The 24448-nt window shown below is 67.7% G+C and carries 24 protein-coding genes; 8 read left to right on the forward strand and 16 right to left on the reverse strand.

Going from position 1 to position 24448, the window contains the following annotated elements; genetic code table 11:
- Positions 1-90: 90 nt before the first annotated feature.
- Genes ACVOK1_RS02920 through ACVOK1_RS02940 form a run of 5 tightly spaced genes read left to right on the forward strand, consistent with a single transcriptional unit; the run spans position 91 to position 4208 of the window.
- On the forward strand, positions 91-375 hold the full coding sequence (locus ACVOK1_RS02920; protein WP_108768676.1) for a DUF4190 domain-containing protein: 285 nt from the start codon (positions 91-93) through the stop codon (positions 373-375).
- 5 nt (positions 376-380) lie between these two features.
- On the forward strand, positions 381-1151 hold the full coding sequence (locus ACVOK1_RS02925) for a class I SAM-dependent methyltransferase (protein WP_481561044.1): 771 nt from the start codon (positions 381-383) through the stop codon (positions 1149-1151).
- A gap of 8 nt (positions 1152-1159) precedes the next feature.
- On the forward strand, positions 1160-2215 hold the full coding sequence (locus ACVOK1_RS02930) for a quinone-dependent dihydroorotate dehydrogenase (RefSeq protein WP_481561045.1): 1056 nt from the start codon (positions 1160-1162) through the stop codon (positions 2213-2215).
- A gap of 8 nt (positions 2216-2223) precedes the next feature.
- A complete protein-coding gene (murB, locus tag ACVOK1_RS02935) occupies positions 2224-3288 on the forward strand; it encodes a UDP-N-acetylmuramate dehydrogenase (RefSeq protein ID WP_481561046.1) in 1065 nt (354 codons plus the stop codon).
- A 50-nt stretch (positions 3289-3338) separates the two neighbouring features.
- Positions 3339-4208 carry a DMT family transporter gene (locus tag ACVOK1_RS02940; RefSeq protein WP_481561085.1) on the forward strand — a complete coding sequence of 290 codons (870 nt, stop codon included), beginning with the start codon at positions 3339-3341 and terminating at the stop codon, positions 4206-4208.
- Positions 4209-4919: 711 nt separating this feature from the next.
- On the opposite strand, the gene ACVOK1_RS02945 is transcribed toward ACVOK1_RS02940, so the two are convergent.
- Both ACVOK1_RS02945 and ACVOK1_RS02950 read right to left on the reverse strand, forming a co-directional pair.
- On the reverse strand, positions 4920-5927 hold the full coding sequence (locus tag ACVOK1_RS02945) for a phosphotransferase (protein WP_481561047.1): 1008 nt from the start codon (positions 5925-5927) through the stop codon (positions 4920-4922).
- A gap of 126 nt (positions 5928-6053) precedes the next feature.
- Entirely contained in the window at positions 6054-6665 is a 612-nt protein-coding gene (locus tag ACVOK1_RS02950) for a TetR/AcrR family transcriptional regulator (protein ID WP_108770667.1), read from the reverse strand.
- Between the two features lie 105 nt (positions 6666-6770).
- On the opposite strand from ACVOK1_RS02950, the gene ACVOK1_RS02955 reads away from it, so the two are divergent.
- Positions 6771-7847 (forward strand): MBL fold metallo-hydrolase, encoded by a 1077-nt coding sequence (locus tag ACVOK1_RS02955; RefSeq protein WP_481561048.1) that lies wholly within the window; start codon positions 6771-6773, stop codon positions 7845-7847.
- A gap of 71 nt (positions 7848-7918) precedes the next feature.
- Here ACVOK1_RS02955 and ACVOK1_RS02960 read toward each other — a convergent pair whose 3' ends face one another.
- Positions 7919-8173: a hypothetical protein gene (locus ACVOK1_RS02960; RefSeq protein ID WP_108768671.1), complete on the reverse strand. Its 255-nt coding sequence runs from the start codon at positions 8171-8173 to the stop codon at positions 7919-7921.
- A gap of 161 nt (positions 8174-8334) precedes the next feature.
- Positions 8335-9114, reverse strand: a complete 780-nt coding sequence (locus tag ACVOK1_RS02965; RefSeq protein WP_481561049.1) for an NAD(P)H-dependent oxidoreductase — start codon at positions 9112-9114, stop codon at positions 8335-8337.
- A gap of 84 nt (positions 9115-9198) precedes the next feature.
- Between ACVOK1_RS02965 and ACVOK1_RS02970 the strand changes: the two genes are divergently transcribed.
- Positions 9199-10092, forward strand: a complete 894-nt coding sequence (locus tag ACVOK1_RS02970) for a LysR substrate-binding domain-containing protein (RefSeq protein ID WP_481561050.1) — start codon at positions 9199-9201, stop codon at positions 10090-10092.
- A gap of 117 nt (positions 10093-10209) precedes the next feature.
- Here ACVOK1_RS02970 and ACVOK1_RS02975 read toward each other — a convergent pair whose 3' ends face one another.
- The 9 genes from ACVOK1_RS02975 to ACVOK1_RS03015 all read right to left on the reverse strand — a co-directional run bounded on the left by ACVOK1_RS02975 (position 10210) and on the right by ACVOK1_RS03015 (position 20789).
- A complete protein-coding gene (locus ACVOK1_RS02975; RefSeq protein WP_481561051.1) occupies positions 10210-11181 on the reverse strand; it encodes an ABC transporter substrate-binding protein in 972 nt (323 codons plus the stop codon).
- A gap of 15 nt (positions 11182-11196) precedes the next feature.
- Entirely contained in the window at positions 11197-12948 is a 1752-nt protein-coding gene (locus tag ACVOK1_RS02980) for an amino acid ABC transporter permease/ATP-binding protein (RefSeq protein ID WP_481561052.1), read from the reverse strand.
- The gene (locus ACVOK1_RS02985; RefSeq protein ID WP_481561053.1) at positions 12945-13505 is read right to left on the reverse strand and encodes a GNAT family N-acetyltransferase; all 561 of its coding nucleotides are present in this window, start codon (positions 13503-13505) and stop codon (positions 12945-12947) included. The genes ACVOK1_RS02980 and ACVOK1_RS02985 overlap by 4 nt, the downstream gene beginning before the upstream one ends.
- Entirely contained in the window at positions 13502-14722 is a 1221-nt protein-coding gene (locus tag ACVOK1_RS02990) for a M20 aminoacylase family protein (protein WP_481561054.1), read from the reverse strand. The genes ACVOK1_RS02985 and ACVOK1_RS02990 overlap by 4 nt, the downstream gene beginning before the upstream one ends.
- A 4-nt stretch (positions 14723-14726) precedes the next feature.
- Positions 14727-16070 carry an LLM class flavin-dependent oxidoreductase gene (locus tag ACVOK1_RS02995; protein ID WP_481561055.1) on the reverse strand — a complete coding sequence of 448 codons (1344 nt, stop codon included), beginning with the start codon at positions 16068-16070 and terminating at the stop codon, positions 14727-14729.
- Between the two features lie 18 nt (positions 16071-16088).
- The gene (locus ACVOK1_RS03000; protein ID WP_481561056.1) at positions 16089-17066 is read right to left on the reverse strand and encodes an LLM class flavin-dependent oxidoreductase; all 978 of its coding nucleotides are present in this window, start codon (positions 17064-17066) and stop codon (positions 16089-16091) included.
- Between the two features lie 14 nt (positions 17067-17080).
- Positions 17081-17443, reverse strand: a complete 363-nt coding sequence (locus ACVOK1_RS03005) for a DUF3088 family protein (protein WP_481561057.1) — start codon at positions 17441-17443, stop codon at positions 17081-17083.
- Between the two features lie 168 nt (positions 17444-17611).
- Complete coding sequence (msuE, locus tag ACVOK1_RS03010; RefSeq protein ID WP_406231751.1) at positions 17612-18193, reverse strand: FMN reductase; 582 nt, start codon at positions 18191-18193, stop codon at positions 17612-17614.
- A gap of 16 nt (positions 18194-18209) precedes the next feature.
- Positions 18210-20789, reverse strand: a complete 2580-nt coding sequence (locus ACVOK1_RS03015; RefSeq protein WP_481561058.1) for a TonB-dependent receptor plug domain-containing protein — start codon at positions 20787-20789, stop codon at positions 18210-18212.
- A gap of 318 nt (positions 20790-21107) precedes the next feature.
- Between ACVOK1_RS03015 and ACVOK1_RS03020 the strand changes: the two genes are divergently transcribed.
- Positions 21108-22100: a helix-turn-helix domain-containing protein gene (locus ACVOK1_RS03020; protein ID WP_481561059.1), complete on the forward strand. Its 993-nt coding sequence runs from the start codon at positions 21108-21110 to the stop codon at positions 22098-22100.
- Between the two features lie 9 nt (positions 22101-22109).
- Here ACVOK1_RS03020 and ACVOK1_RS03025 read toward each other — a convergent pair whose 3' ends face one another.
- From ACVOK1_RS03025 to ACVOK1_RS03035, 3 genes are all read right to left on the reverse strand, one after another.
- The gene (locus tag ACVOK1_RS03025; RefSeq protein WP_481561060.1) at positions 22110-22604 is read right to left on the reverse strand and encodes a hypothetical protein; all 495 of its coding nucleotides are present in this window, start codon (positions 22602-22604) and stop codon (positions 22110-22112) included.
- A gap of 91 nt (positions 22605-22695) precedes the next feature.
- Positions 22696-23283, reverse strand: coding sequence for a TetR/AcrR family transcriptional regulator (locus tag ACVOK1_RS03030; RefSeq protein WP_481561061.1), 588 nt, complete (start codon positions 23281-23283; stop codon positions 22696-22698).
- Positions 23284-23497: 214 nt separating this feature from the next.
- Positions 23498-24439, reverse strand: coding sequence for an AraC family transcriptional regulator (locus ACVOK1_RS03035; protein ID WP_481561062.1), 942 nt, complete (start codon positions 24437-24439; stop codon positions 23498-23500).
- Positions 24440-24448: the final 9 nt, after the last annotated feature.

Consider the following 24448-nt stretch of genomic DNA (forward strand, 5'->3'; position numbering starts at 1 on the left):
CCTACCCCAGCCGCCACGCTGCCGCGCTGCCGCCCATGGGCTTGCCGGCCCGCAGGCACTATCATGTGTGCACTGCCAAGGAGGATCCCCATGAGCGTGGCACCCCGACAGACAAGCGGCCTGGCCGTCCTCAGCCTGGTGCTGGGCATCGCCAGCTGGACCGTTCTGCCCTTCGTGGCCAGCATCGTGGCCATCATCACCGGGCACATGGCCCGCAGCGAGATCCGCCGCCGCCCCGCCGAGCTGGAAGGCGATGGGCTGGCCCTGACCGGCCTCATCCTGGGCTGGTTGAACGTGATCATGCTGGGCCTGGGCCTGCTGGTCCTCGTCCTGTTCTTCGGCGGTCTGGCCTGGCTGGCCACGCTGTCGAACTGACCGCCATGAGCGCGTCGGACAGCACTGAACGCTTCAGCAGCCGGGTCGCCGATTACGTGCGCTACCGCCCGGACTATCCCGCTGCGCTGATGGACTGGTTGCACGGGCCGATGGCCGTGCCCACTGCGGCGCTCGTCGCCGATGTCGGTGCCGGCACCGGCATTTCCAGCCGCCCGTTCCTGGCCGCGGGTCATCCGCTGGTGGCCGTGGAGCCCAATGCGGCCATGCGCGCGGCGGCCGAGCAGTGGCTGGCACCGCAGTTTCCGCTGTTCCGCGCCGTCGATGGCCGCGCCGAGGCGACCGGGCTGGCCGATGCCGGCGTCGATCTGGTCAGCGCCGCGCAGGCCTTCCACTGGTTCGACACCGTGGCGGTGCGTGCCGAATGGCAGCGCATCCTGCGCCCGGGCGGACTGGCGCTGGTCTACTGGAATTCGCGCCTGCTCGATGCCAGCCCGTTCCTGGTCGGCTACGAGCAGCTGCTGCTGGACTACGGCACCGATTACACCGCCGTGGCCGAGCGCTACCAGGACGATGCCACCATGCAGGCCTGGTTCGGCCCCGGCCTGCGCGGCATGATCGAGCTGCCCAACGTGCAGCAGCTGGACTTCGACGCCCTGCGCGGACGCCTGCTGTCTTCCTCCTACGCACCGCAGCCCGGGCACCCGCGCCATGCGCCGATGCTGGCTGCGCTGCAGGACCTGTTCAACGCCCATGCGGTGGATGGACAGGTCGCCTTTGAATATCGAACCCGAGCCTTCCTCGGCACGCTGGACTGAACCGACGCATGTATTCGCTTGCCCGCCCCTTCCTGTTCTCGCTCGACGCCGAGCGCGCCCACGGCCTCGGTCTGTCCGCATTGGACCTGGCCTACCGCACCGGCACCACGCCGCTGCTGGCCGCACGCATCGCGCCGATGCCGAGCACCGTGTTCGGGCTGACCTTCCCCAATCCGGTCGGCCTGGCCGCCGGCCTGGACAAGAACGGCGAGCACATCGATGCCTTGTTCGCGCTGGGCTTCGGCTTCGTCGAGATCGGCACCATCACCCCGCGCCCGCAGGATGGCAACCCGAAGCCGCGCCTGTTCCGGCTGCCGGCGCACCAGGCCATCATCAACCGCATGGGCTTCAACAATGCCGGTGTCGATGCGCTGGTGCGCAACGTCGAGCGCGCGCGCAACCGCCGCGGCCTGCTCGGCATCAACATCGGCAAGAACAAGGACACCCCCAACGAGCAGGCAGTCGATGACTACACGACCTGCCTGGACAAGGTGTATGCGCTGGCCGACTACATTACCGTCAATATTTCCTCGCCCAACACCGCCGGCCTGCGCGAGCTGCAGGAAGAGACCGCGCTGCGCCAGCTGGTCAGCCAGCTGCGTGAGCGCCAGGAGACCCTGGCCGCGCAGCATGGTCGACGCGTGCCGATGCTGGTGAAGGTGGCGCCTGACCTGAGCGAGCGCGACATCGACGCCGCCGCCCGCGTGCTGGGCGAACTGCAGGTGGACGGCGTGATCGCCACCAACACCACCATCAATCGCAGCCGCATCGCCGGCGATCCGCTGGCCAGCGAGGCCGGCGGCCTGTCCGGTGCGCCGGTGCTGGACCAGTCGACCCTGGTACTACGTCGCCTGCGCGCGCGCCTGCCCGAATCGGTGCCCCTGGTGGGCGTGGGCGGCATCCTCTCCGGTGCAGACGCGGTGGCCAAGATGGCCGCCGGTGCCGCGCTGGTGCAGTGCTACAGCGGCCTGATCTACCGTGGCCCGTCGCTGGTGGCCGAGTGCGTGGAGGCGATCCGTCGCCGCCGCGAAGCGCCCAGCCGTGGTGCGGTGGCGCCGCTGTGAGCGCGCCCATGAACGGCCACGACACTTCCGCCGCACCGCTGCGCTGGACCCTTACCGAAAACGCCCCGCTGCAGGCGCTGAACACTTTCCACGTGCGCGCCAACGCGGCGCAGCTGCTGGAACTGCACGACCCTGCCCTGCTGCCGGACGTGCTGGCCCTGCCCAGCGTGGCCAATGGCCCGCTGCTGGTGCTGGGCAGCGGCAGCAACGTGCTCATCGCCGATGATCTGCCGGGCACCGTGCTGGTGTTCGGCAACCGCGACATCAGCTTCCTCGAACACCGTGCCGACCACGCGGTGATCCGCGCCGGCGCCGGCGTGTCCTGGCACGGCCTGGTGATGTTTTCGCTGCAGGAAGGCCTGTCCGGCCTGGAAAACCTCGCGCTGATTCCCGGCACCGCCGGTGCGGCGCCGATCCAGAACATCGGTGCCTATGGCGCGCAGGTGGGCGAGTTCATCCAGACCGTCGAAGCCTGGGACTGCCAGGAGCAGGCCTGGGTGCGCATGGACAACGAACAGTGTGGCTTCGGATACCGCGACAGCGTATTCAAGCAGCAGCCCGACCGCTACCTGATCACCGCCATCGAACTGAGACTGCCGCTGCTGCACGCCCTGCGCATGGACTACGCCGGCATCCGCGAGGAACTGCAGGCACAGGGCGTGGAACTGCCCAGCGCGGTGGACGTGGCCAATGCGGTCATCACCATCCGCCGTCGCAAGCTGCCCGACCCGGACGTGCTGGGCAACGCTGGCAGCTTCTTCAAGAACCCGGTGCTGCCGCTGGAACAGGTGGACGTGCTGCTGCAGCACTTCCCCGAACTGCCAGTGTTCCCGGCCGAGCGCGATGACCAGCGCAAGGTCTCGGCGGCCTGGATGATCGAATCCTGCGGCTGGAAGGGTTTCCGCGAAGGCGACGCCGGCGTGGCCCCCAGCCATGCGCTGGTGCTGGTCAACCACGGCAACGCCACCGGCGCCGAACTGCTGGACCTGGCGCGGCGCATCTCCGCCTCGGTGCTGGAGAAGTTCGGCGTGCCGATTGAACCGGAGCCGCGCCTGCTCGGCGCCCAGTGGTGAACACCACGGCACGGCCCGCGCTCGCCACTCCGGCGCGGGCGGCGCTGCTGATGCTCGCCAGCACGATGGCGTTTGGCTTGATGGCCATCGCCATCCGCTATGCGACGCGCTACGTGCCGACCCAGGAGGTCGCGTTCTTCCGCAACGCCTTCGGCCTGCTGGCACTGCTGCCGATGTTGCTGCGCCCGGGCCGCGCGCCGCTGAAGACCCAGCAGCTGCCGCGCTACTTCGTGCGCAGCGCGATCGGCCTGGGCTCGATGCTCTGCGCCTTCTGGGCCCTCGGTCACCTGCCCCTCGCACAGGCGGTGTCGCTGTCCTACTCCACACCGTTGTTCGTGACCATTGCCGCAGTGCTGTGGCTGGGCGAAACCGTGCGCGTGCGGCGCTGGGCGGCGGTGGTGGTGGGTTTCATCGGCGTGCTGGTGATCGTGCGACCGGGCACGGCGGGGTTTTCCGCCGGCAGCCTGATCGCCGTCGCCGCGGCCCTGCTCAGTTCGCTGGTGGCCATCCAGATCAAGCAGCTGACCCGCGTGGACAGTGCCGACACCGTGGTGCTCTACACCTACGTGTTCTGGGTACCGCTGTCCCTCGTGCCGGCGGTGTTCGTATGGGTCTGGCCCACGGGCCTGGCGTGGGTGTGGCTGGTGGCAACGGGCGTGATGGGCACCGTCGGCCAGCTGCTGTGGACGCGCGCCTTGCGCTTGGGCGAAGTGTCGGCCCTGACCCCGATCAGCTTCCTGCAGCTGCCGCTGGTGACGCTGGGTGGCTGGCTGCTGTTTGACGAAAGCGTGGACCGCTGGACGCTGATCGGTGCCGGCATCATCCTTGCGGCAAATGCGTATATCGCGCATCGCGAGGCAGTGCTGGCGCGGCGCGCCGCGAGCGTGGCGGCGACGGCGGCGGCCAAGCCGGCCGAGTAAGGGTTGTTCGGCAGGGCTTGCAGCCCTGCACCTGCAGAGGCCGAAGCAAGATCAAGAGCGGAATTCCGTGGGATGGCGGGGCGGTGTGGGTGGTCAGGACACGCCGTAAACCCATCCATGGGGGCTCGATGGCGCCATCCATGGCGCCAACGGTCCTGCCCACCCACACCGCCCCGCCTCTGACAGGTTCACGCGGCTGATGGGAACTGCTGGTGGTGGGTGCCGACCGTTGGTCGGCACATCTGTCAGATGTCGAATGAATTCATCCACGCATGGCGTGGCTCTACTGCGACATGCGGCTGTCGGTAGGTGTCGACCGTTGGTCGGCACATCTGTGGGATATCGAATGAATTCATCCACGCATGGCGTGGCTCTACTGCGACAGGCGGCTGGTAGGTGTCGACCTTGGTCGACACGATTTTTCTATCAGATATCGAATGAATTCATCCGTGCCGACCAACGGTCGGCACCCACCAAAGCAGAACGCCGTTCTGACAGATCGCGGAGAACTGTCGAAGGCCGGGTGGGTCCGGTTGAGGGGGTGTGAGCGGCATGGATGCCGCGGCCAAGCCTACATGGACGTATTTACGGCGTCCCCCTCAACCGGACCCACCCCGCCAACCCACGGAAAGCACGCTTTTGCAGTTGCCGTTGCAGTTGACGTCGCCGTTGCATTGAGCAGGTGCAGGGCTGCAAGCCCTGCAGAAACCCCTACACCGCGCTGTAGGCCCGTTCCGCCGCGCAGAAAACATTCCCCTGCGCGAACAACTCCCCCAGATGATGCAGCGCCTGCCGCCGCTGTTGCGGCGGCCGGTAACCGCCCTCCACGCCCATCAGCATCTGCTGGAACGCCACCAGATCCTCCAGGATGCGCACATGCCGATACCACGCGATCCACTGCGCATCGCCCAGGTCATCGCCATACCCCTCGGCAAACCCCTGCGGACGCTCGCGCCCCCAGCGGCCACCCACTGCTGCCCCGACGAACATCAGGTCGCGCTCGCGCGGCGCCAGTGACAGACCGTCCCAGTCGATCAGGTGCAGCGCCCCGTCGTGCTCCATCAGCAGGTTCCCCGCATGCAGATCGGTATGGCAGGGATGCAGCAGCGGCTCACGCTCGGCCAGCGCCTGCTGCAGCGCCAGCGCACGCCGGTGCAGCGCGGTGATGCGCACGCGCTGTAGCGCCCACACCGCGTGGAAGGCACGCCCCCAGCGATCCTGCGCGGCGGGCAATGCCGCCGGTTCCTGCAGCCAGTGCCCTACCATCTCAAGTGCCTCGCAGCACAGCGATTGCCGCGGCAGTCCTTCGGCCAGCGCCTCCGGCAGCTGCGCCGTGTGCAGGCGGCGGAGAATTTGACCCAGACGCTGCCATTGCGCCGCACTCAACGGCGCTTCGAAACCGGACTGCCCTTCGATATACGGGAACAGCGTGAACTGCAGGCCCCAGCGCTGCACCGACGCACCACCGGTCATGGCCGGCCACGGTGCCACGATCTCCTCGATGCCCAGCGTGCCGCGCAGCCAGTGCAGACCGTCCCACACCTGCGGCGCCACCTGGTAGCTGCGGCACTTCAACCACCACTGGCTGCCGCGCGCATCGATGCGGAACACGCTCGCGTTGGCGTCGGCACCCACCACGCGCGGGACCACCGCGGTGGCGGTGATGCCGTAGGACTGCTGCAGTACTTCATTGATCTGCTGCGCCGACGCGAAGGACATAGGGCGGTCTTGCCGTGGAATCCTGACGCAGTGTCGCAGATGGCCAAGTCGGTTCGATGGCGATCCCGTCACAACATTGCATCAGTGGACAGCGACGCGATGCTATGTCGCAGTCGCTGGCGCAGCTCAGCGTGCGTAGAACCCCAGGAACATCGCCACCGCCGATTCGGCGACCTTGCGCCGTTCGACCGGGCCCAGCGGCGGCTGGCCCATGGTGACCTGCGGCCAGAACGCGAAGCCCTTCACCAGGCCCTGCAGCTGGTGGTCGGCGAATTCCGGATCGACCTCACGCAGGCGTCCATCGGCGATGGCGGCGCGGATCCATGCGCTCACGCCACCTTCCTTTTCGCCCATGCGGCAGACAATCGCCTGCGCACGCTCGGGCGAATGGATGATCTCGGCCATCGCCACACGCGCCAGGTCGATGAAGTTGGCATCGCCCAACAGGTCCAGTTTCTGCCCGAGCAGCTGCAGCAGCTGCACGTCCAGCGGCTGGTCGGCGCGGTACGGCAGCACGACGGCGGCCATGCTGCTTTCCCACAGCTCTTCGAGGATGTGGCCGAACAGCTCTTCCTTGCTGGGGAAATGGTTGTAGACCGTGCGCTTGGACACGCCGGCCGCCGCCGCGATGCGGTCCATGCTGGTCGCCTCGTAGCCGGCGCTGCGGAACTCCTCCACGGCCGCGCGCACGATGGCTTCGCGTTTGCGGTCGGTCAGGCGTTGCGGGGCGCGGGACATGGCAGGGAACCAGGAAACTGAACGGATGCGCATATTTTACACCGACCAGTGTACTTTCCTGAAATCGGAAACTACACTGTGCAGTGTACCCAGCGGACGTCCCTGATGAAGCGCCTGCTCCTCATCCTCCTGATCGGAACCCTTGCCGTGACCGCCTATACCTTCTGCAAGTCGTGGTCCCTGCCCGACTTCCCTGATTCTCCGCAGTACCGTGATGGCCGGTTCCAGAATGTCCTGCCGAAACCGGCGATGGGCCTGCGTGCGGGCGTCGAGCTGTGGTGGACCTTCCTGTTCAACCGGCCCAAGGGCACCGTGCCGACCGACCCGATCCCGGTGCAGGCGCTGGACCGTGCCACCTTGGACGCCGCACCGGACCGCACCCTGTTCCGGCTTGGCCACTCCACGATCCTGCTGAAGCTGCGCGGCCAGTACTGGCTGACCGACCCGGTGTTCTCCGAGCGTGCCTCGCCGGTGCAGTGGATGGGCCCGGCACGCTTCCACGCACCGCCGATCAGCATTGAAGACCTGCCGCCGATCGCAGCCGTGATCCTCTCGCACAACCATTACGACCATCTGGACCATGCCGCGGTGATGCAGCTGGCCGGCAAGACCGCGCGCTTCATCGCGCCGCTGGGCGTGGGCGACCAGTTGATTGCCTGGGGCGTGGATGCGGCAAAGGTCGAGCAGCTGGACTGGTGGCAGTCGACCGATGCCAATGGCCTGCGCCTGACCGCCACCCCGGGCCAGCACTTCTCCGGCCGCGGCCTGGGTGACAGCGATCGCAGCCTGTGGGCCTCGTGGGTGATCCAGGACGGCGATTTCCGCGTCTTCTTCAGCGGCGACACCGGCTATTTCGACGGCTTCAAGGCCATCGGCGAGGAGTACGGCCCGTTCGACCTGACCATGATCGAGACCGGCGCCTACGACAAACGCTGGGCCTTCGTGCACATGCAGCCCGAGCAGACCCTGCAGGCGCACCTCGACCTGCGCGGCAAGTGGCTGCTGCCGATCCACAACGGCACCTTCGACCTGGCCCTGCACGCATGGCAGCAGCCGTTCGAGCGGATCACCGCGCTGGCGGCGGCGAAGAACGTGCCCGTGGCTACGCCGATCATGGGCCAGGCGCTGGACATGCAGGCGCCTGTGGCGGGTACGCGATGGTGGGAGACGGCGAAGCTGTAACGCAGCACGGTAGAGTCGAGCAATGCTCGACTGTTTTCTGCTCTCCGCGGAACGCAGTCGAGCTCGCTTATTTACCCGGCCAGATCCAGGTTCACATCAACCAGCTCGGCACCAGGTACGGCGCTTTGCACGTGTTCAAGCGCAGAGGCCAGCGCAGATGCAGCACTCTCAGACTCCCTGTAGAAGGCCAACGCCAGGTACCCCGGTTGACCGCTTCCCAACAGTGCATCATCGCAACCTGCATCGGCCAGGCACTGCTCGATCAGGTCGATGTCATGGGGGGCGTGCGGCAGGCGATATGTGAGCGTGAAGGTGAATTCCACCACGGGGAGTCTCCGGCGACAACGCGGCACAGGGCTCTTGCACCCTACCGCCTGTGCCCAGCAGCGCCAGAGCCATCTACGACACCCGCGCTCTGGTAGCTGCCAACCTTGGTTGGCGCTCTCCGTCGACCAAGGTCGACGGCTACCCGAGCGCCCCAAGGCGATCACCCTTGCTGGTGAATCCCAAGACCCTCGGCTCCTTCTGCCAGACCCGGCCGCAGTTCCAGCGAAGGAATCAGGTAGTCCCCTGCGTTCTGCCGGCGGTACGGAATCACCGCGTCAGTGGCCAGGCCATCCAATCGCCTGCCCAGCCCTTCCAGCACGTCCGCCACGTTCTGCTCGCCCACCTTGCTGCTGCGGTAGATCACGTGGGGCGGCAGCACATCGAAACCGGGATAGAACAGGATCCCGTGCTGGATCGGGAACAGCAGATCATCGATCGGACCGTTGATGCCGCGGGCGGCGTAGTGCGACTCCCAGCCACCGGCGGTCACCACCAGCATCGCGCGCTTGCCGGCCATCACGCCCTCGCCATAGCGATCGCCCCAGTGGTGGTCCGAATGCTCACCCACGCCATAGGCGAAGCCATAGGCGTAGACCCGGTCGATCCAGCCCTTGAGGATGGCCGGCATCGAGAACCACCACAACGGGAACTGCAGGATGACCGTGTCGGCCCAGCGCAGCTTGTCCTGTTCGGCGGAAATGTCGTCACTCTGGCGGCCATTGGCATAGGCCTCGCGCGAATCCAGCGAGGCATGGAAGGGGCGCTGCGGATCGCGCCCCGGATGGTCATCGCCATCGATCGGCGCCTTCCAGCGCATGGCGTACAGGTCTGACACCTGCACGGTATGTCCTGCCGCCTGCAGGCGCCGCACGGCGAAGTCCTTCAGCGTGCCGTTGAGCGAGGTGGGTTCGGGATGGGCGTAGACAAGCAGAACGTTCATGGATCACCAGATCAGGGAATGCCGATGACGATAGGCAGCATCACGCTATAGTTGAAATGAATTCCCGCAATTGCCCCCATTGCCATGGACAATATCCTGCGTCGCATCGACCTCAACCTGCTGGTGACCCTGCAGGCGCTACTGGAAGAACAGAACGTGACCCGCGCGGCCGAACGCCTGCACCTGGCCCAGCCCACCGTCAGCATCCAGCTGGCGCGGCTGCGTGACTTGTTTGATGACCCGCTGCTGCTGCCGGGTTCGCGCGGCATGCGCTGTACGGCCCGCGCCGAGGCGCTGCGCGAGCCGCTGGCCGAAGCACTGGAAGCGGTCCGGCGCACCGTCGCGCCGGTGCAGGCGTTCGATCCTGCCCGTGCACAGCAGACCTGGCGGATCATGGCGTCGGACTTTGGCGAATCCACCGTTGTGCTACCTGCACTCCCCGCGATCCGCGATGCCGCGCCGGGCACACGCCTGGCGGTGGTCAGCCTGGCGCCGGCGCAGATGGTGGCGCAGGGCGAGCGTGGTGAGATCGACGTTGCCATCCACATCGCGTCTGAAGCGCCGCCGTCACTGCACCAGCGTCCGCTGTTCCAGGAACGGTATGTCCTTGCTGGCCGGCGCGACCATCCAAAATTGAAGCGACGGCCGACGCTGAAGCAGTTCTGCGCGTTGCAGCACGCGATCGTGTCACCCGATGGCGGAGGCTTCCACGGCAACACGGACAGCGCGTTGGCGCATGTCGGTGCACGGCGCGAAGTCGTGCTGTCGGTGCCGCACTTCCTGTTCCTGCGCAGTGCCCTGCTACGCACCGACCTGGTCGCGATGATGCCTTCGCGGATGGTGGAAGCTGATCCGGCGTTGAAGGCGGTGGAGCCGCCGATCGACGTGCCGGGATTCGAGATGATGCTGTTCTGGCACGAGCGCGTGCACCGCGATCCCGCGCATCGATGGCTGCGGGAGCGTTTGGCAGCCCTGTAGAGGCCAACCCTGGTTGGCGCTCTGCCGCTCTGGTAGATGCCAACCTTGGTTGGCGCTCTGCGTAGACCAAGGTCGACGGCTACCAAAGCAAGGACGGTCGACGGCCATCAAGCGTGGTCACAGATCCGGCAAACCCGGCGGATTGGTCTGCGACTGCGGCACGGCTTCCTCGGCCAGGTTCCAGCGCGCCAGGGCCTGCGCATAGGTGCCGCTGCGGATCTGCGTGTTCAACGCTGCGGTGATCGCATCGGCCAGGCCGCTGCCCTTGCGGGTGGTCGCCGAGATCGCCGCGGCATCCGGCCAGCCACCGGGGAACAGCCCCACCCGGCGCACCTTGCCGTCGCGTGCGGAGTACGCACCCGTGGCGTTCGGCTCGAACGACACATCGGCGCGGCCGGTGATCACCGCCAGCCGCCCCACCACGGCATCGTCGAAGTACTGGTACTCCACCGGCTTCAGGCCGGCGGCGATGTTCTGCTGGTCCCAGTGCCGCAGGATCTGGTCCTGGTTGGTGCTCGCCCCGACCACCACCTTCAGCCCGGCCACGTCGGCCGGCTTCTCGATCTTCTGGATCGGCCCGTCGGTGCGGGTGTAGATGCCCAGCAGGTCGAACCGGTAGCTGGAGAAGTCGAACTTCTTCTTGCGCTCCTCGGTCACCGTCACATTGGACAGCACCGCATCGTACTTGCCGGATTCCAGCCCCAGCGGCCAATCCGGCCATGCCACCGGCACCAGCACCAGCTTCAGGCCCAGGCCATCGGCGATCAGCTTGGCGATGTCCGGCTCGACACCCACCACCTGCTTGCTGTCGGCACCGTAGTCGGCCAGCGGCAGCTGCGCCGGATGGGTTGCCACGGTCAGCACACCGGGGGTCACGAAACGGTAGCCCGCCGGAATCAACGCCTGCGCCTTCGGGTCGGGCGTGCCGGTCAGCGCAGGCGCATCGGCACCGGCCAGGGTCACACTGGCGGCAGGCGCATCAGCGGGCGCGCGCACGCGGGAGTAAACGATGCCGGCGATGCCGATGACCAGCACAGCGCCGATCAACAGGGTGCTGCGCGAGGGGCGGCGGGATGCTGCAGGGCTCATGGAAGTCCTTGGGAGTTACAGGGTCTTGGCCAGGAAATCGGCCGTACGTTGCTGGCGTGGGCGCTCGAACAGCGCCTCCGGGCTGCCCTGCTCGATCACCCGCCCCTGATCCATCATCACCACGGTGTCGGCCACGCGGCGGGCGAAGCTCAGTTCGTGGGTGACGATCACCAGGGTGGTGCCGGAGCTGGCCAGCTCCTCGATCACGCTCAGCACTTCGGCCACCAGTTCCGGGTCCAGCGCCGATGTCGGCTCGTCAAACAGCAGCACCTTCGGCTGCAGCGCCAGTGCACGCGCAATGGCGATGCGCTGCTGCTGGCCACCGGACAGCTGCCGCGGGAAGGCATCGGCCTTGTCGGCCAGGCCGACACGCTGCAGCAGGTCGCGCGCCTGCTGCTCGGCCTGCGCACGCGCCAGGCCACGCACCGCGATCGGCGCCTCGATGATGTTTTCCAGCGCGGTCAGGTGCGGGAACAGGTTGAAGCCCTGGAACACCATGCCGACCTCGGCACGTCGGCGGCGGATCTCGCGCTCGGGCAGCTCGTACAGCGTGTCCCCGTCGCGGCGGTAGCCGATCAGCTGCCCGCCCACGGTCACATAGCCACCGTCGGCGCGCTCGAGATGGTTGATCAACCGCAGCAGGGTCGATTTGCCCGCGCCCGAAGGACCAATCAGCACGGTCACGCTGCCGGCGCGCAGCTCAAGGTTCACATCCTCCAGCACCGTCTGTTCGCCGAACACCTTGCCGACACCGTGCAGCGCCACCGCGGCGCCCTGCCCGGGCTCGACCTGGGCCGCGACACGCGGTCGGCTGGCCACGCGCGGTTCCCCCTGCGCTGCGGGCCTTACCGGTGAGGACACCCGCGAGATGCTGCGCTCGCGCTGCAGCTGGCCACGCGCGAAACGCTGCTCCACCCGCCGCTGCAGCAGCGACAGCACGGTGAGAATGACCAGGTACCAGACCGTGGCCACCATCAGCAGCGGCACCACTTCCAGATTGCGCCGGTAGATCACCTGCACGGTGTAGAACAGCTCCGGCAACGCCAGCACGTAGACTACCGACGTGCTCTTGGCCAGGCCGATCACATCGTTGAAGGCCGCCGGCAGGATCGAGCGCATTGCCTGCGGCAGGATGATGCGGCGTACCTGGCGACCGCGCGGCAGGCCCAGCGCCGCGGCGGCTTCGTACTGCCCATGGTCGACCGAGAGGATACCGCCACGGATCACTTCGGCCGAGAACGCCGCCTGGTTCAACGTCAGGCCCAGCACCGCCGCGGTGAACACACCGATCAGCTGCGTGGTCGGGTACGAGAACAGGCTGATGCCGGTGAACGGCACGCCCAGTTCGATGGTGCTGTAGAGATAGCCGAGGTTGTTCAGCAGCAGCAACAGCACCAGCAGCGGAATTGAACGGAACAACCACACGTACCCCCATGACACCGCCGACAGCAGCGGCGAGCCGGAGACGCGGGCCAAGGCGAGCAGCGTGCCGAGCGCGAAGCCCAGGCCGGTGCCCAGCGCGGTCAGCAGCAGGGTGCGGCCCAGCCCTTCCAGCACCGGGCGCGCGAAGAACCATTCGGCAAACGTGCCCCAGCCCCAGCGCGGATTGCCCAACACCGACTGCAGCCCGATCAGGATCAGGGCCAGCGCAAGCACCGTGCCGACGGTCTGCAGCGGATGCCGCGCCGGTACGATCTTCAAGGCGGGTGCGGGTGCGCTTGCTGGGCGGGCGGCGATGCCCTCCAGCGCGGTGGAAGGCGTGCTCATGTATGGGCTCCGTGCAGCAGTGCAGCACTGGCCGCCGGCAACGGCGCCGACGCGTGCAGGTGTTTCTCGAATGGCAGATGGGCGATGGACTCCGGGTCCGCCTGCAGATCGAACAGCGCGGTGTAGCCATGGCTGAGGTACAGGCCCACCGCCTCGGGCTGGCGGAAGCCAGTGGTCAGGAACACGCGGCGATAGCCCTGGCGTGCGGCCTGGTCTTCCAGCTCCTGCAGCACGCGACGGGCAATGCCCTGGCGGCGCAGGCCGGGCAGCGTCCAGATCCGCTTGAACTCGGCGGTGTGCGCATCGCGGTGCGGCATGAAGGCCCCGCCGGAGATGGCGACGCCATCGCGTAGCAGCAGCACGAAGGCCCCCACCGGTGCGGCAAACGCCTGCGCCGGGTAGCGCTGCAGCTCCTCGCGTGCACTCCCGCCGACGCGCCCGCGCACATCGGCGTAGCGGCTGTCGTACTCCTGCTCCAGGCCATCGAACAGCGGCCGCGCCAGCGGGTCATCCACCGAGGTGTAGAGGAAACGCTCGTTGTCGAACTGCACGCTCATGCCGCGTCCTCCACCAGGTAGTGCTCGGCCAGGCGCGCCCACAGGCTGGCTGCCGGGGCGATGGCTGCGTCGTTGAACACGTAGCGCGGGCTGTGCAGCGGCGCGCTGTCGCCGTTGCCAACGAAGACGAAGCTGCCAGGCCGCGCCTGCAGCAGGAAGGCAAAATCCTCGCTGGCCGTACGCGGCGCGAACGTCGGCACCACCTGCGCGTCACCAAAGCCCTGCCGCGCGACCTCGCGGATGTAGGCGGTCTCCTGCGGGTGGTTGATCACGCTGGGGAAGCCGCGCGGGAATTCGATCTCGGCACGCGCACCAAACGCAGCGGCGGTCTGCTCGGCAATGTCGGTGACCCGGCGGCGCAGGGTGTCGCGCACTTCCGGCAGGTAGGCGCGCACGGTCAGCTTCAGCTCCACCACGTCGGGAATCACGTTGGCCGCCTGCCCGCCGTGGATCGAGCCCACGGTGACCACGCCCATCTGCCGCGGGTCCACGTTGCGCGAGACCACGCTCTGCAGCGCAGTGATGATGTGCGCGGCAACCAGGATCGGGTCGACGCTGCCCTGCGGCTCTGCGCCATGGCCGCCCTTGCCGATCACCTTCAGCCGCGCCCAGTCCACCGATGCCATCGCCGGCCCATCGACGAAGCCGAAGTGCCCCACCGGCACGCCCGGCCAGTTGTGCAGGCCGTAGATGGCATCCACCGGGAAGCGCTCGAACAGGCCGTCCTCGATCATCTTCGAGGCACCCGAACCGGTCTCTTCGGCCGGCTGGAACACAAGCTGCAGGGTGCCATCGATGCGCCCGTGATGGGCCAGGTAGTGCGCCGCCGAAAGCAGGATGGCGGTGTGGCCATCGTGGCCGCAGGCGTGCATCAGGCCTTCGTTCTGGCTGGCATAGGCCAGGCCGGACGCCTCCTGGATCGGCAGTGCGTCGATGTCCGCGCGCAGGCCCAGCCGGCGACTGCCCTGCCCACGCTGCAGCGTGCCCACCACGCCGGTGCCACCGACGCCCGTGGTCACCGCATAGCCCCACTCCTGCAGCAGCTCGGCCACGCGGGCGCTGGTGCGATGTTCCTCGAACGCCAGTTCGGGGTGGCGGTGCAGATCGTGGCGCAGGGCGATGGCTTCTTCGGCGCGTGCTGCGATCTGCGGCAGCACACCGATCGTTTCATCGTGTCGGCGGGCGTGGCCCGGGGCGACCGGCAGTTCTCCGCTCATCGTCCTACCCCACCTTCCGCGCCGGCTCGGCGTCGCTCGCATGGCGGCTGGCCTTGCGCGGCAGGCCCAGATGGTCGCGCAGGGTCTGCCCCTGCAGCTCGCGCTGGTGGTAGCCACGCGCCTGAAGAATCGGCAGCACCAGCTTCACGAAATCATCCAGGCCCTCGCGCTGCGCGGCAAAACCCAGGATGAAGCCATCGCTGGCACCGGCATCGAACCAGCGGATCAGTTCGTCGGCCACGTGCTGCGGCGTGCCGATGAAGTTCGGCCGCGGGCTGACCGCCTGCAGCGCCACCTGGCGCAGGGTCAGGCCCTGCTCGCGGGCGTCCTGCTTGATGCGGTCGGTGGTGGAGCGGAACGAGTTGCTGCCGATGTCGCCCAGCTCAGGGAACGGCGCATCCGGGTCGTACTGGCTGAAATCATGGTGGTCGAAGAAGCGCCCCAGATAGGCCAGCGCATCGTCCAGGCTGGCCAGCGCGGCAATGGCCTGGTACTTGGCCTCGGCCTCGGCCGCCGTATGACCAACGATGGGGCCGATGCCGGGGAAGATCTTCACGTCGTTGCCGCTGCGGCCATGGGCGATGGCCGAATTCTTCACCTTCTGGGTAAACCCACGCGTCTCTTCCAGCGAAGGCGAATGGGTGAACACCGCATCGGCGTACTTGCCGGCCAGCGCGATGCCATCATCGGACGAACCTGCCTGGAAGATCACCGGCTGCCCCTGCGGCGAGCGCTGGATGTTCAACGGGCCTTCCACCTGGAAGAACTTTCCCTTGTGGTCCAGGCGGCGGAATTTCTCCGGCGCGAAGAAGGTGCCGCTGTCGCGCTCACGCACGAAGGCATCGTCATCCCACGAATCCCACAGGCCCTGCACCACGTCCAGGTACTCATCGGCAATCTGGTAGCGCAGCGCATGCTCCGGGTGCGGGCGGCCGTAGTTGCGGCCCGAGCCTTCCAGTGGCGAGGTCACCACGTTCCAGCCGGCGCGGCCACCGCTGAGCAGATCCAGCGAGGCGAACTGGCGGGCGACGGTGAACGGATCGCTGTAGGAGGTCGACAGCGTGCCGGCGAGGCCGATCTTCTTCGTCGCGGTCGCCAGCGCGGACAGCAGCGAAATCGGCTCGAATCGGTTGAGGAAGTGCGGGATCGACTTCTCGTTGATGTACAGGCCATCGGCAACGAAGCCGAAGGCAATGCCGTTGTCCTCGGCGGTGCGCGCGATGTCGATGTAGAACTGCAGGTTGACGCTGGCGTCGGTCGGGTTCGAGGGATGCTTCCAGGCATGCATGTGGCTGCCGGGGCCCTGCAGCATGATGCCGAATGGAATGTGGCGCGGAGGGGTGCTCATGGGGGTCGCTCCTGCAGGTCAGGCCACCGCCGCGCGCGGCGCGGCCGACAGCAGTTCAAGGGATGTCAGGCGGGCATCCAGGTCGGTCACGGGGGTGTCGAGGATGAATTCACCCACCCCGAAGCGCCGGTGCAGTGCGTCCAGTTCGCCCCGCACGTGCGCGGCATCACCGGACAGCACGCTGGGACGGGCTTCCTCGATGCGGAAATCGCTCACCCCGACCTGCCGCGCGTACTCGGCGGCGGCTTCCGGGCTGGGCAGGTTCACCGTCTGACCCGGGCCGAGGTGCAGCTTGTAGACGCGCAGTGCACCGATGTGGCGTGCGGCGGCTTCGCTCGTGGGCGCAGCGAAGGCGACGGTGGCCAGCAGCGGCGGCTGTGCAGACACCGCGCGATAGGCCTCGAACGCCGCTTCGATATGGGCTGGATCGCCATCGAAGTGCGCGGCATAGACGAAGCGCCAGCCGAGCTCGGCCGCCTGTCGCGCGCTCTGCGGGCTGGCGCCCAGCAGGAAGCGTTCGGGTGCACTGTGTGGCACAGGCCGCGCCTGCGCGTCTTCCTGCGTGCCGGACAGATAGCCTTCCAGATCACGCAGCTGCTGGGCGAAGTCGGCGAAGGCCGGTCGACCCGCGGCCAAAGCTGCGGTCGAGGCCGGCAGCCCACCGGGGGCCTTGCCCACGCCCAGATCCACGCGGCCCGGCGCCAGCGCTGCCAGCAGGTTGAAGTTTTCGGCCACCTTGTACGGTGCGTAGTGGCGCAGCATCACCCCGCCGCTGCCGATGCGGATGCGCCGGGTCTGCGCCAGCACCCACGCCGCCAGCACTTCCGGCGCCGGGCTGGCGAGGGTCGGTGCGGCATGGTGTTCGGCGAACCAGTAGCGGTGGTAGCCGAGTTGTTCGGCACGCTGCGCCAGCTGCAGGCTGTTGCGCAGTGCCTGCTCCGGCGTGCCACCGTCGGCCACCGGGCTCTTGTCCAATACGCTGATCAGGTAGCTCATGCGCGCGTCCTCGCTCAGGGATGGGCCACGGGAATGCCGAGCAACCCGTTCAGGGCAGCCAGGATGGGTTCGGCACCGGACACGTACTGGCGCTCGTGGTGGGCACCGTTGGCGTGTTCGCTGTGCACGCCCTGCGGCAGCACCAGCTTGGGCAGCGACTGGTCCTGTTCGCCGATCTCGGCAATCACTTCGCGGCGCGGCCGTGCAAAGCCGATCCGGCGCACGTCCAGGTGTGCATCCAGGCCATCGATGCTCGACAGCGCGCCTTCCAGCAGCAGGCTGTGGCGGCAGAAGAAGCGCTGACCGGGCAGCTGGCCGTCCTCGAATTCGCGGTCCATCAGGAACAGGATGGGTTTGGGGGTTGCGTCTACAGCCACGGGGTCGTCCTCATCAGGTCCGGCACCGCAGTGCCGCTTCGTCTTCGATGCTAGAGAAGGCCGGCGCTGCATCTGCGCCATCGCGCGACAATCGGCGGTCAGATCCGGCCACGCAGATGCGCCTTGGCCATAAGCAAAGCGCCGCCGGTTATGCCGCGCGCTCGCCGCTCACGCGATACGCCGCAATGGCGCGGGTGCAGCGACCGCCTGCACCGTTAGGCGCCCAGCGGCACGATCGGCCGCCAGCGCGATGCGCGCCTGCAGCGCCGCGCTGTTGATTTGCGCGCCATCGAAGTCGGCCGGTGTGGCATACACCCCGATCGGCAGCGTGTGCGCCTGCAGGAAACTGAACAACGGGCGCAGCTGGTGGTCGATCACCAGTGCATGGCGCTCGCTGCCACCGGTGGCGGCCAGCAGCACCGGCGTGTCCACCAGCGCCTCCAGCTCGATGAAATCCACCAGGTGCTTGAACAGCCCCGGGTAGGAACCGCGATACACCGGCGTGGCCACCACCAGCAGATCCGCCGATTCCACCGTGGCCAGTGCCTGCTCAACGGCCGGCTCAACTTCGGCACGCGTCAGCGACTGGCCCAGCGATCGCGCGATCGGCGCCAGCTCCACCAAGGTGACGCTGGCATGCAGGCGCTCCTGCAGTGCGTCCAGCAGGTGCCGCACCAGCAGCAGCGTCCGCGACGTCGCCGAACTCGACGGCGAACCAATCAATGCAACCACGTTCAATGCAGATGACATGCAATGCTCCTTTCAATCAAAACCGGAAATTGACCCGCCCGTACCAGAACGCACCCACGGTGCTCAGCACATCGCCGGTATCCCAAGTGGTCTCGATGCTGGCCACGTCGCTGGCGCTGCGTGCGTACTCGGGCACCTTGCGGGTGCGCTTGTCGAACAGGTTGTTGATGCCCAGCGCCGCGCTCCAGCCGCCGCCCAGCTCGACGCCGCCGGACAGATTGGTCACCAGCGCAGGCGGCTGCTTGTATTCCACGCCGTTGTTCAGGCGCTTGATCGGGCCGTAGTAGGTGAAGTCCAGGTTCGAGCGCCAGCGTCCGTTCTGCCAGCCCAGGCCCGCCACCTGCGTGTAGCTGGGCGTGCGGAAGCGCAGTGCGTATTCGCTGGATTTCGTCAGCAGGTTGATGTTCGGCAGGCCCTGCAGCGCGGCAGGAATGTCGCTGACCTTCTGGATGGTGGTGCGGCCGACGTTGGCCGCGTAGGTCCAGCGCAGCTTGCCCCACGCGGTGTCCTGGTTCGCTTCCAGGGTCAGCTCCACGCCGCGCGTACGGGTATTGCCGACGTTGGTGAAGTAGCTGGCATAGAACGCATCGCCGGGCAGGATGCTGATGCCGGCCGTGCCCAGCAGCGCATCGATGGTGTTCTTCTGCGCCGCGGTCAGCACCGTGCCGCTGTTGTCGGTGATGTTGGCCGGGTCCTGCGCGTTGTAGCCGATCTGGCTGGACTGGCCCAGCTGCCCGCGGATGTCGATCTGGTAGGCATCCACCGCCAGATGAAAGGCCGGGCTCGGGTCCCAGGTCACACCCAGGCTGTAGTTGGTGGCTTTCTCCGGCTTCAGCGGCGTCGCGCCGAGGGCAATGGCCGCCGGCGATGACACCTGCGCGACCAGCGTGGTGCCGCACGGGCAGCTGCCGGTGGCCTGGTAGAACTGTGCCCCCAGGCTGGGCGCATGGAAGCCGTTGCTGACCGTCGCGCGCACGCCGAGCGCATCGGTGAAATCAAAGCGCGTGGTCAGGCGCCCGGTCGACACGCTGCCGAAGTCCGAATGGTCTTCCCAGCGCGCGGCCGCATCCAGGTACCAGCGCGAGGTGATGTTGCTGGCCGCGCCCACGTACACCGCCTTGCTGTTGCGCGTGGCCTTCACCGCATCGGCAGTGGAGTAGCCGACGAAGGCCGCGGCACCGAAACCGGTGTACGACTCCCACTGCCCTGCCCCGCGTTTGTACTGTTCGTGCTGGTACTCGGCGCCGGCGCTCACTTCCAGCGGCGAAGCCAGTGCCGCCACTTCAAAGCCACGACGCAGGTCGAGGTTGGCGATGCCCTGCTGGTAGTCCAGCTTGCCGTCGTAGAAATCGGTGGGCGAGCCCGGGTACGGCAGCGAGAAGTTGGCCGAGTTGCGCGTGTAGGTGCGCACTGTGCTGCGGTTGCCGGTCAGGCTGGCATCGTAGTCCCAGCCCGCCAGCTGGCCCTTCACCCCGGCACTGCCGGTGTACTGCTTTTCCTTGGTTTCCAGCACCGGCAGGAAGCCGTCGGGCCAGACGCTCAGCACGCTCGGTGCCTTGTAGGTGGTGAAGATGGTCGCCGGCAGGCGGAAGTTCTGGATCGCCTGCGCGCTGCGGTCGCTGGCCGTTGCCGTGGCATAGAACTGGGCGTTCTCGCCCAGGCCGTGGCCAGCATTCAGCGTGAAGGACTTCAGCGAATACGACGGCGAACTGAGGATGGTGTTGGCTTCGGCATCGCGCGTGGCCTCGGCCGGGTTCGGCGTGGCACCGGCGGGAAGCTGGTTGTTCGGCCGCAGGGCAACCAGGTTGCCGTTGGCATCCACCGCTGGGTAGCTCAGGTAGCCGTCGATGTAGCGGCGCGTGCGGATGGCGTGGTGCTGGCGGGTGGTTTCGCCGGACAGGTTGACGAAGCCATCCTCACCCCACGGCAGGCCGACGTTCGCGCGCACGCTGCTACGCGTGCCGTCGCCATCGATGCTCTGCCCGCTTTCCACCGAGACGTCGCCACCGTGCGCCTGCGATTTCAGGATCACGTTGACCACGCCGGTGATGGCATCGGAGCCGTAGATGGCCGAGGCACCATCGCGCAGCACTTCCACATGGTCGATGGCCGCCACCGGAATCAGCGCGAGGTCGGCCCAGGCATGGCCGGGATAGCCGCCGCCATTTGCACCGCTGACATAGGCGCTGGCGTTGCGGCGTTTGCCGTTCACCAGCACCAGCGTGTAGCCCGGCGACAGGTTGCGCAGCTGGTAGCCGCGGATCAGGCTCTCCTGGTCGCTCTGGTAGCCACCGATCTGGCTCAGCGACGGCAGGCTTCGCTGCAGCGCTTCGAGCAGGTTGGCCTGCCCGGTAGCCGCCAGATCCTCGGCGGAGATCACGTCGATGGGCGTGGAACTGTTCTTGACCGTGCGCGTGCTGGAGCGTGAGCCAGTCACCACCACTGCATCCAGGGTGGAGGCGGCCAGCGTGGCGGACGTGGCCGTCGCCGTGTCTGCGGGGGCATCTGCCTCGGCAGCATGGGCAGTGGCAGCGGCCAGTGCGGCTGCGATCAGGACAGCAAGGGTATTCAGGACAGGCGAATGGGTGGCAGGCATGGGGGCTCGTGGGGGTGGGCTGGAGACACACGTCCATTCAAAGACCCCGACCGACGACGCAACAGCCGATATCGCGTCACCCAACCGTCATATCCGGCCAGCCACATGACCGCTGGTAATGACCTTACGCAAGGGGTGATGCCAGGGGTCGGATCCCTTCCGCAGGAAGGGCTCTGACCCCGATTCCCGCACCCGGCCGTCTGCGGGGTCAGAGCCCGTCCTGCGGACGGGATCCGACCCCATCCATATGCCCCGCCGGCATCTGCACATGCCCGCACGCCACTGCGCGCACTGCGGCCGCCTCGGTAGCATCAAGCCATGAGCATCGACCCGACCGCGCCCACCGTCGCCATCGTGGCCTGCCACGGCCAGGGGCTGTTCGAGTTCGGCTGCGCGGTCGGCCTGTTCGCGCCCATCCGCCCGGAACTGGGCGTGGCCTGGTACCGCACCCAGCTCTGCGCCGGCGAACCCGGTGCACTGCGCATGTTGGGCAGCGCACAGGTGCAGCTGCCCTACTCGCTCGATGCCATCGACGACGCCGACATCATCGTCATCCCCGGCTGGCGCGAGCCCAGCGAACGGCCACCGCAGGCGCTGCTGGATACGCTCATCCGCGCCCACGCGCGTGGCGCACGCATCACGTCCATCTGCTCGGGCGCGTTCGTGCTGGCCTGGGCCGGCCTGCTCGATGGCCGCCAGGCCACCACCCACTGGCGGCTCACCGAAGCGCTGGCGCGCGACTTCCCGCGCATCCACGTGCGCGAGGATGTGCTGTACGTCGACACCGGCGACATCATCACCTCGGCTGGCTCGGCAACCGGCATGGACATGATGCTGCACATGGTCCGCAAGGATTACGGCGCGCGCGTGGCCAACCTCGTTGCCGAGCGTCTGGTGCTGGCACCGTGGCGCGATGCCGAGCGCAGCCAGCGGGTCAGCCGGGCCATTCCCAACGGCAAACCCACGCGGCTGGCCAAGCTGATGGAATGGATGCGCCACAACCTGCGCGAGGCGCATTCGCTGGGCAGTCTTGCCGAGCAGGCGGCGTTGAGCCAGCGCACCCTGCAGCGGCAGTTCCTCGAAGCCACCGGCCTGTCACCCATCGACTGGCTCATCCGCGAGCGCGTGGCGTTTGCCCGCGAGCTGCTGGAATCCACCGACCGTTCGCTGCAGTGGGTGGCCGAGCAGGCCGGCTTCGGCTCGCAGGAATCCTTCCGCCGGCATTTCCGCGGGCTGGTCCATGCCAGCCCGACGGAATACCGCAACCTGCATCGCGGTGCGCTCAGTGCGGATCGGCTGGTGGGATGCTGATCCCCGCGCTCACGAACGCACAGCTCGCGCATGGATGCGCCAGCACTGCGCGGCGAAGCCGATCACGAACACCACCGCACAGCCCAGCAGCACCTGCAGCACCACCGGTGCCAGCGGCGCGGCGGCAATGGGATGGCCCACCGGCACGCGGGTCAGCGTCTCGTTGGTGCCCGGCACCAGCGACAGCAGGAAGCTGAAGGACAACGCGAACGTCGACAGGTACGGCGCCAACCGGCCGAGAAAACGAAGCCGCCCCGCCAGCACGCCGCCGAAGGCAACCAGCAGCACGATCACCCCGAACGCATGGCCGGGGTTCAATCCGCCGGTGCTGGAAACGGTGAAGGCCGTCGCGACCGACAGCACCAGGCCCAGCAGGTAGAGCTTGCCCGAGCGCGTGGCCGGGTCGATTGCGCGATGGCGGATGAAGGCATACAGGCCGGCAAGAACCGGGATCAGGCTGACGGCGGTGTGGATCGCGCCGAGGGTGGACAGGGGGTGTGCCATGGGATGTCTCCGAGGATGATTGAACCTACTAGTAGGTAGGCCAGAAAGGTATAAAGAAGGCCCGCGCTGCCGCAGGCCCATCACACAAACCTCAGGCCGCCGCGCTGACCCGCGCGATGGCCAGGCGCGCCAGCGCCGCGAACGTGGCCGCATCCCCCAGGCCACGCGCGGCCAGCATCGCGCCGTGCACCGATGACATGAACGCCTTGGCTTCTTCCGCCGCCGAACCCTGCAACCGCAGTTGGCCCGTCGCCGCGCCCTTCTCCAGGGTCAGCGCCAGCCAGCCGCTGAGATCCTCGAAATGGCCGCGCACTTCATCGGCGATCTCGGCCGGAATCATCGGCGCCTCCGCGGCCAGCATCGCGCAGATGCAGAACGAGGAGGTGCCGCCGGCAATGCAGCTGGACCAGTAATCCACGTAGGCATTGAGCTCCTGCAGCGGGTCGCCCAGCTGCCGGTCGAGCAGCGCCAGGCCCTCGCGCGCCTCGGCCCGGTAGAGCACCACCACCGTCCGCACCAGATCCGCCTTGCTGGGGAAGTGGTGGTGGATGCTGGCCTTGCTGATGTTCACCCGCGCCGAGATGTCGGCGTAGCTGAAACCGTTGTAGCCGCCGGCTTCCAGCAGCGAACGGGCGTGGGCGAGGATCTCGTGGGCTTTGGGGGAGAGCGGGTCTTTCATGGAGCTCCACCCTACTAGTAGGTAGATTCACTGTCAATACGCCGGGCATGGCCCGGCGCTACCGGGAGTCGTGGCCTTGCGCCCCTGTTGGCTGGGGATCTTGGCCTCGAGACCCTGCTGGTGGGTGCCGACCGTTGGTCGGCACGGTGTCGGGTCCGCGGGCCATAGCCCGATGCTCGCCAGGCATTGCCTGGCGCTACCGGGGGCGACTCCCTCAATGCGATGACACATACACCGCATCCACCGGCGCCGGCGGCAGGGCGAAGCTGCGCCGCATTCGCGCCACCTCGGCCGCCGGCGGCAGCGCGAACAACCGCTTGAACTCACGATTGAACTGCGAGGCGCTGGCGTACCCGACCCCCAGCGCCGCCGCCTCGGCCGTCATGCCCTGGCGCAGCATCAGCAGGCGCGCCTGGTGCAGCCTGGTCGACTTCACGTACTGCATCGGCGAGGTACCGGTGATCGCACGGAAGTGATCGTGGAAGGTCGGCACGCTCATCTCCGCCTCCGCCGCCAACGCGTCCACATCCAGCGCCGTCGCGTAGGCCGCATGGATACGCCGCAGGACCTTGCTGATGCGGCCAAAGCGCCCGCGCATCGCCAGTGCCTCGCGCATCGCGCCGCCCTGTGCACCGGTCAGCACGCGGAAATACAACTCGCGCACCAGCGCCGGGCCGAGCACCGCCGCCTCCAGAGGATCGCCCAGCGCCTCCAGCAGACGCAACACGGTGGCCTGCATCGCCGGCTCCATCGGGCTGGCCATCATGCTCTGCGCCGGTGCTGGCACAGCATCCGCGTGCGCCTCCAGCTCCAGCATCAGATCCGCGGCCAGTTGAAGGTCGAGGTGCAGGTAGATCGCCAGCAGCGGCGCGTCGGCGCTCGCCTCGGTTTCCATGGTGAACGGCACCGGCACTGACACCGCCAGGTAGTGCTGCGCGTCGTACTGGTAGACCTTCGCGCCCATGTAGCCGCGCTTCACGCCCTGGCAGACGATCACGATGCCCGGGTCATACAGCACCGGCGTCCGCGCCAGCGGCCGGTCCGAGCGCAGCAGGCGCACGCCCGGCAGGGCCGTCAGCGTGTAGCCCTCCTGCGTGGCCTGCGCCTGCAGCAGGCCGACCATGCGCGCCTGCAGCGACGATTCAACAGCGGGCACGGGCACCTC

The sequence above is a fragment of the Stenotrophomonas sp. STEN087 genome, assembly GCF_056759115.1.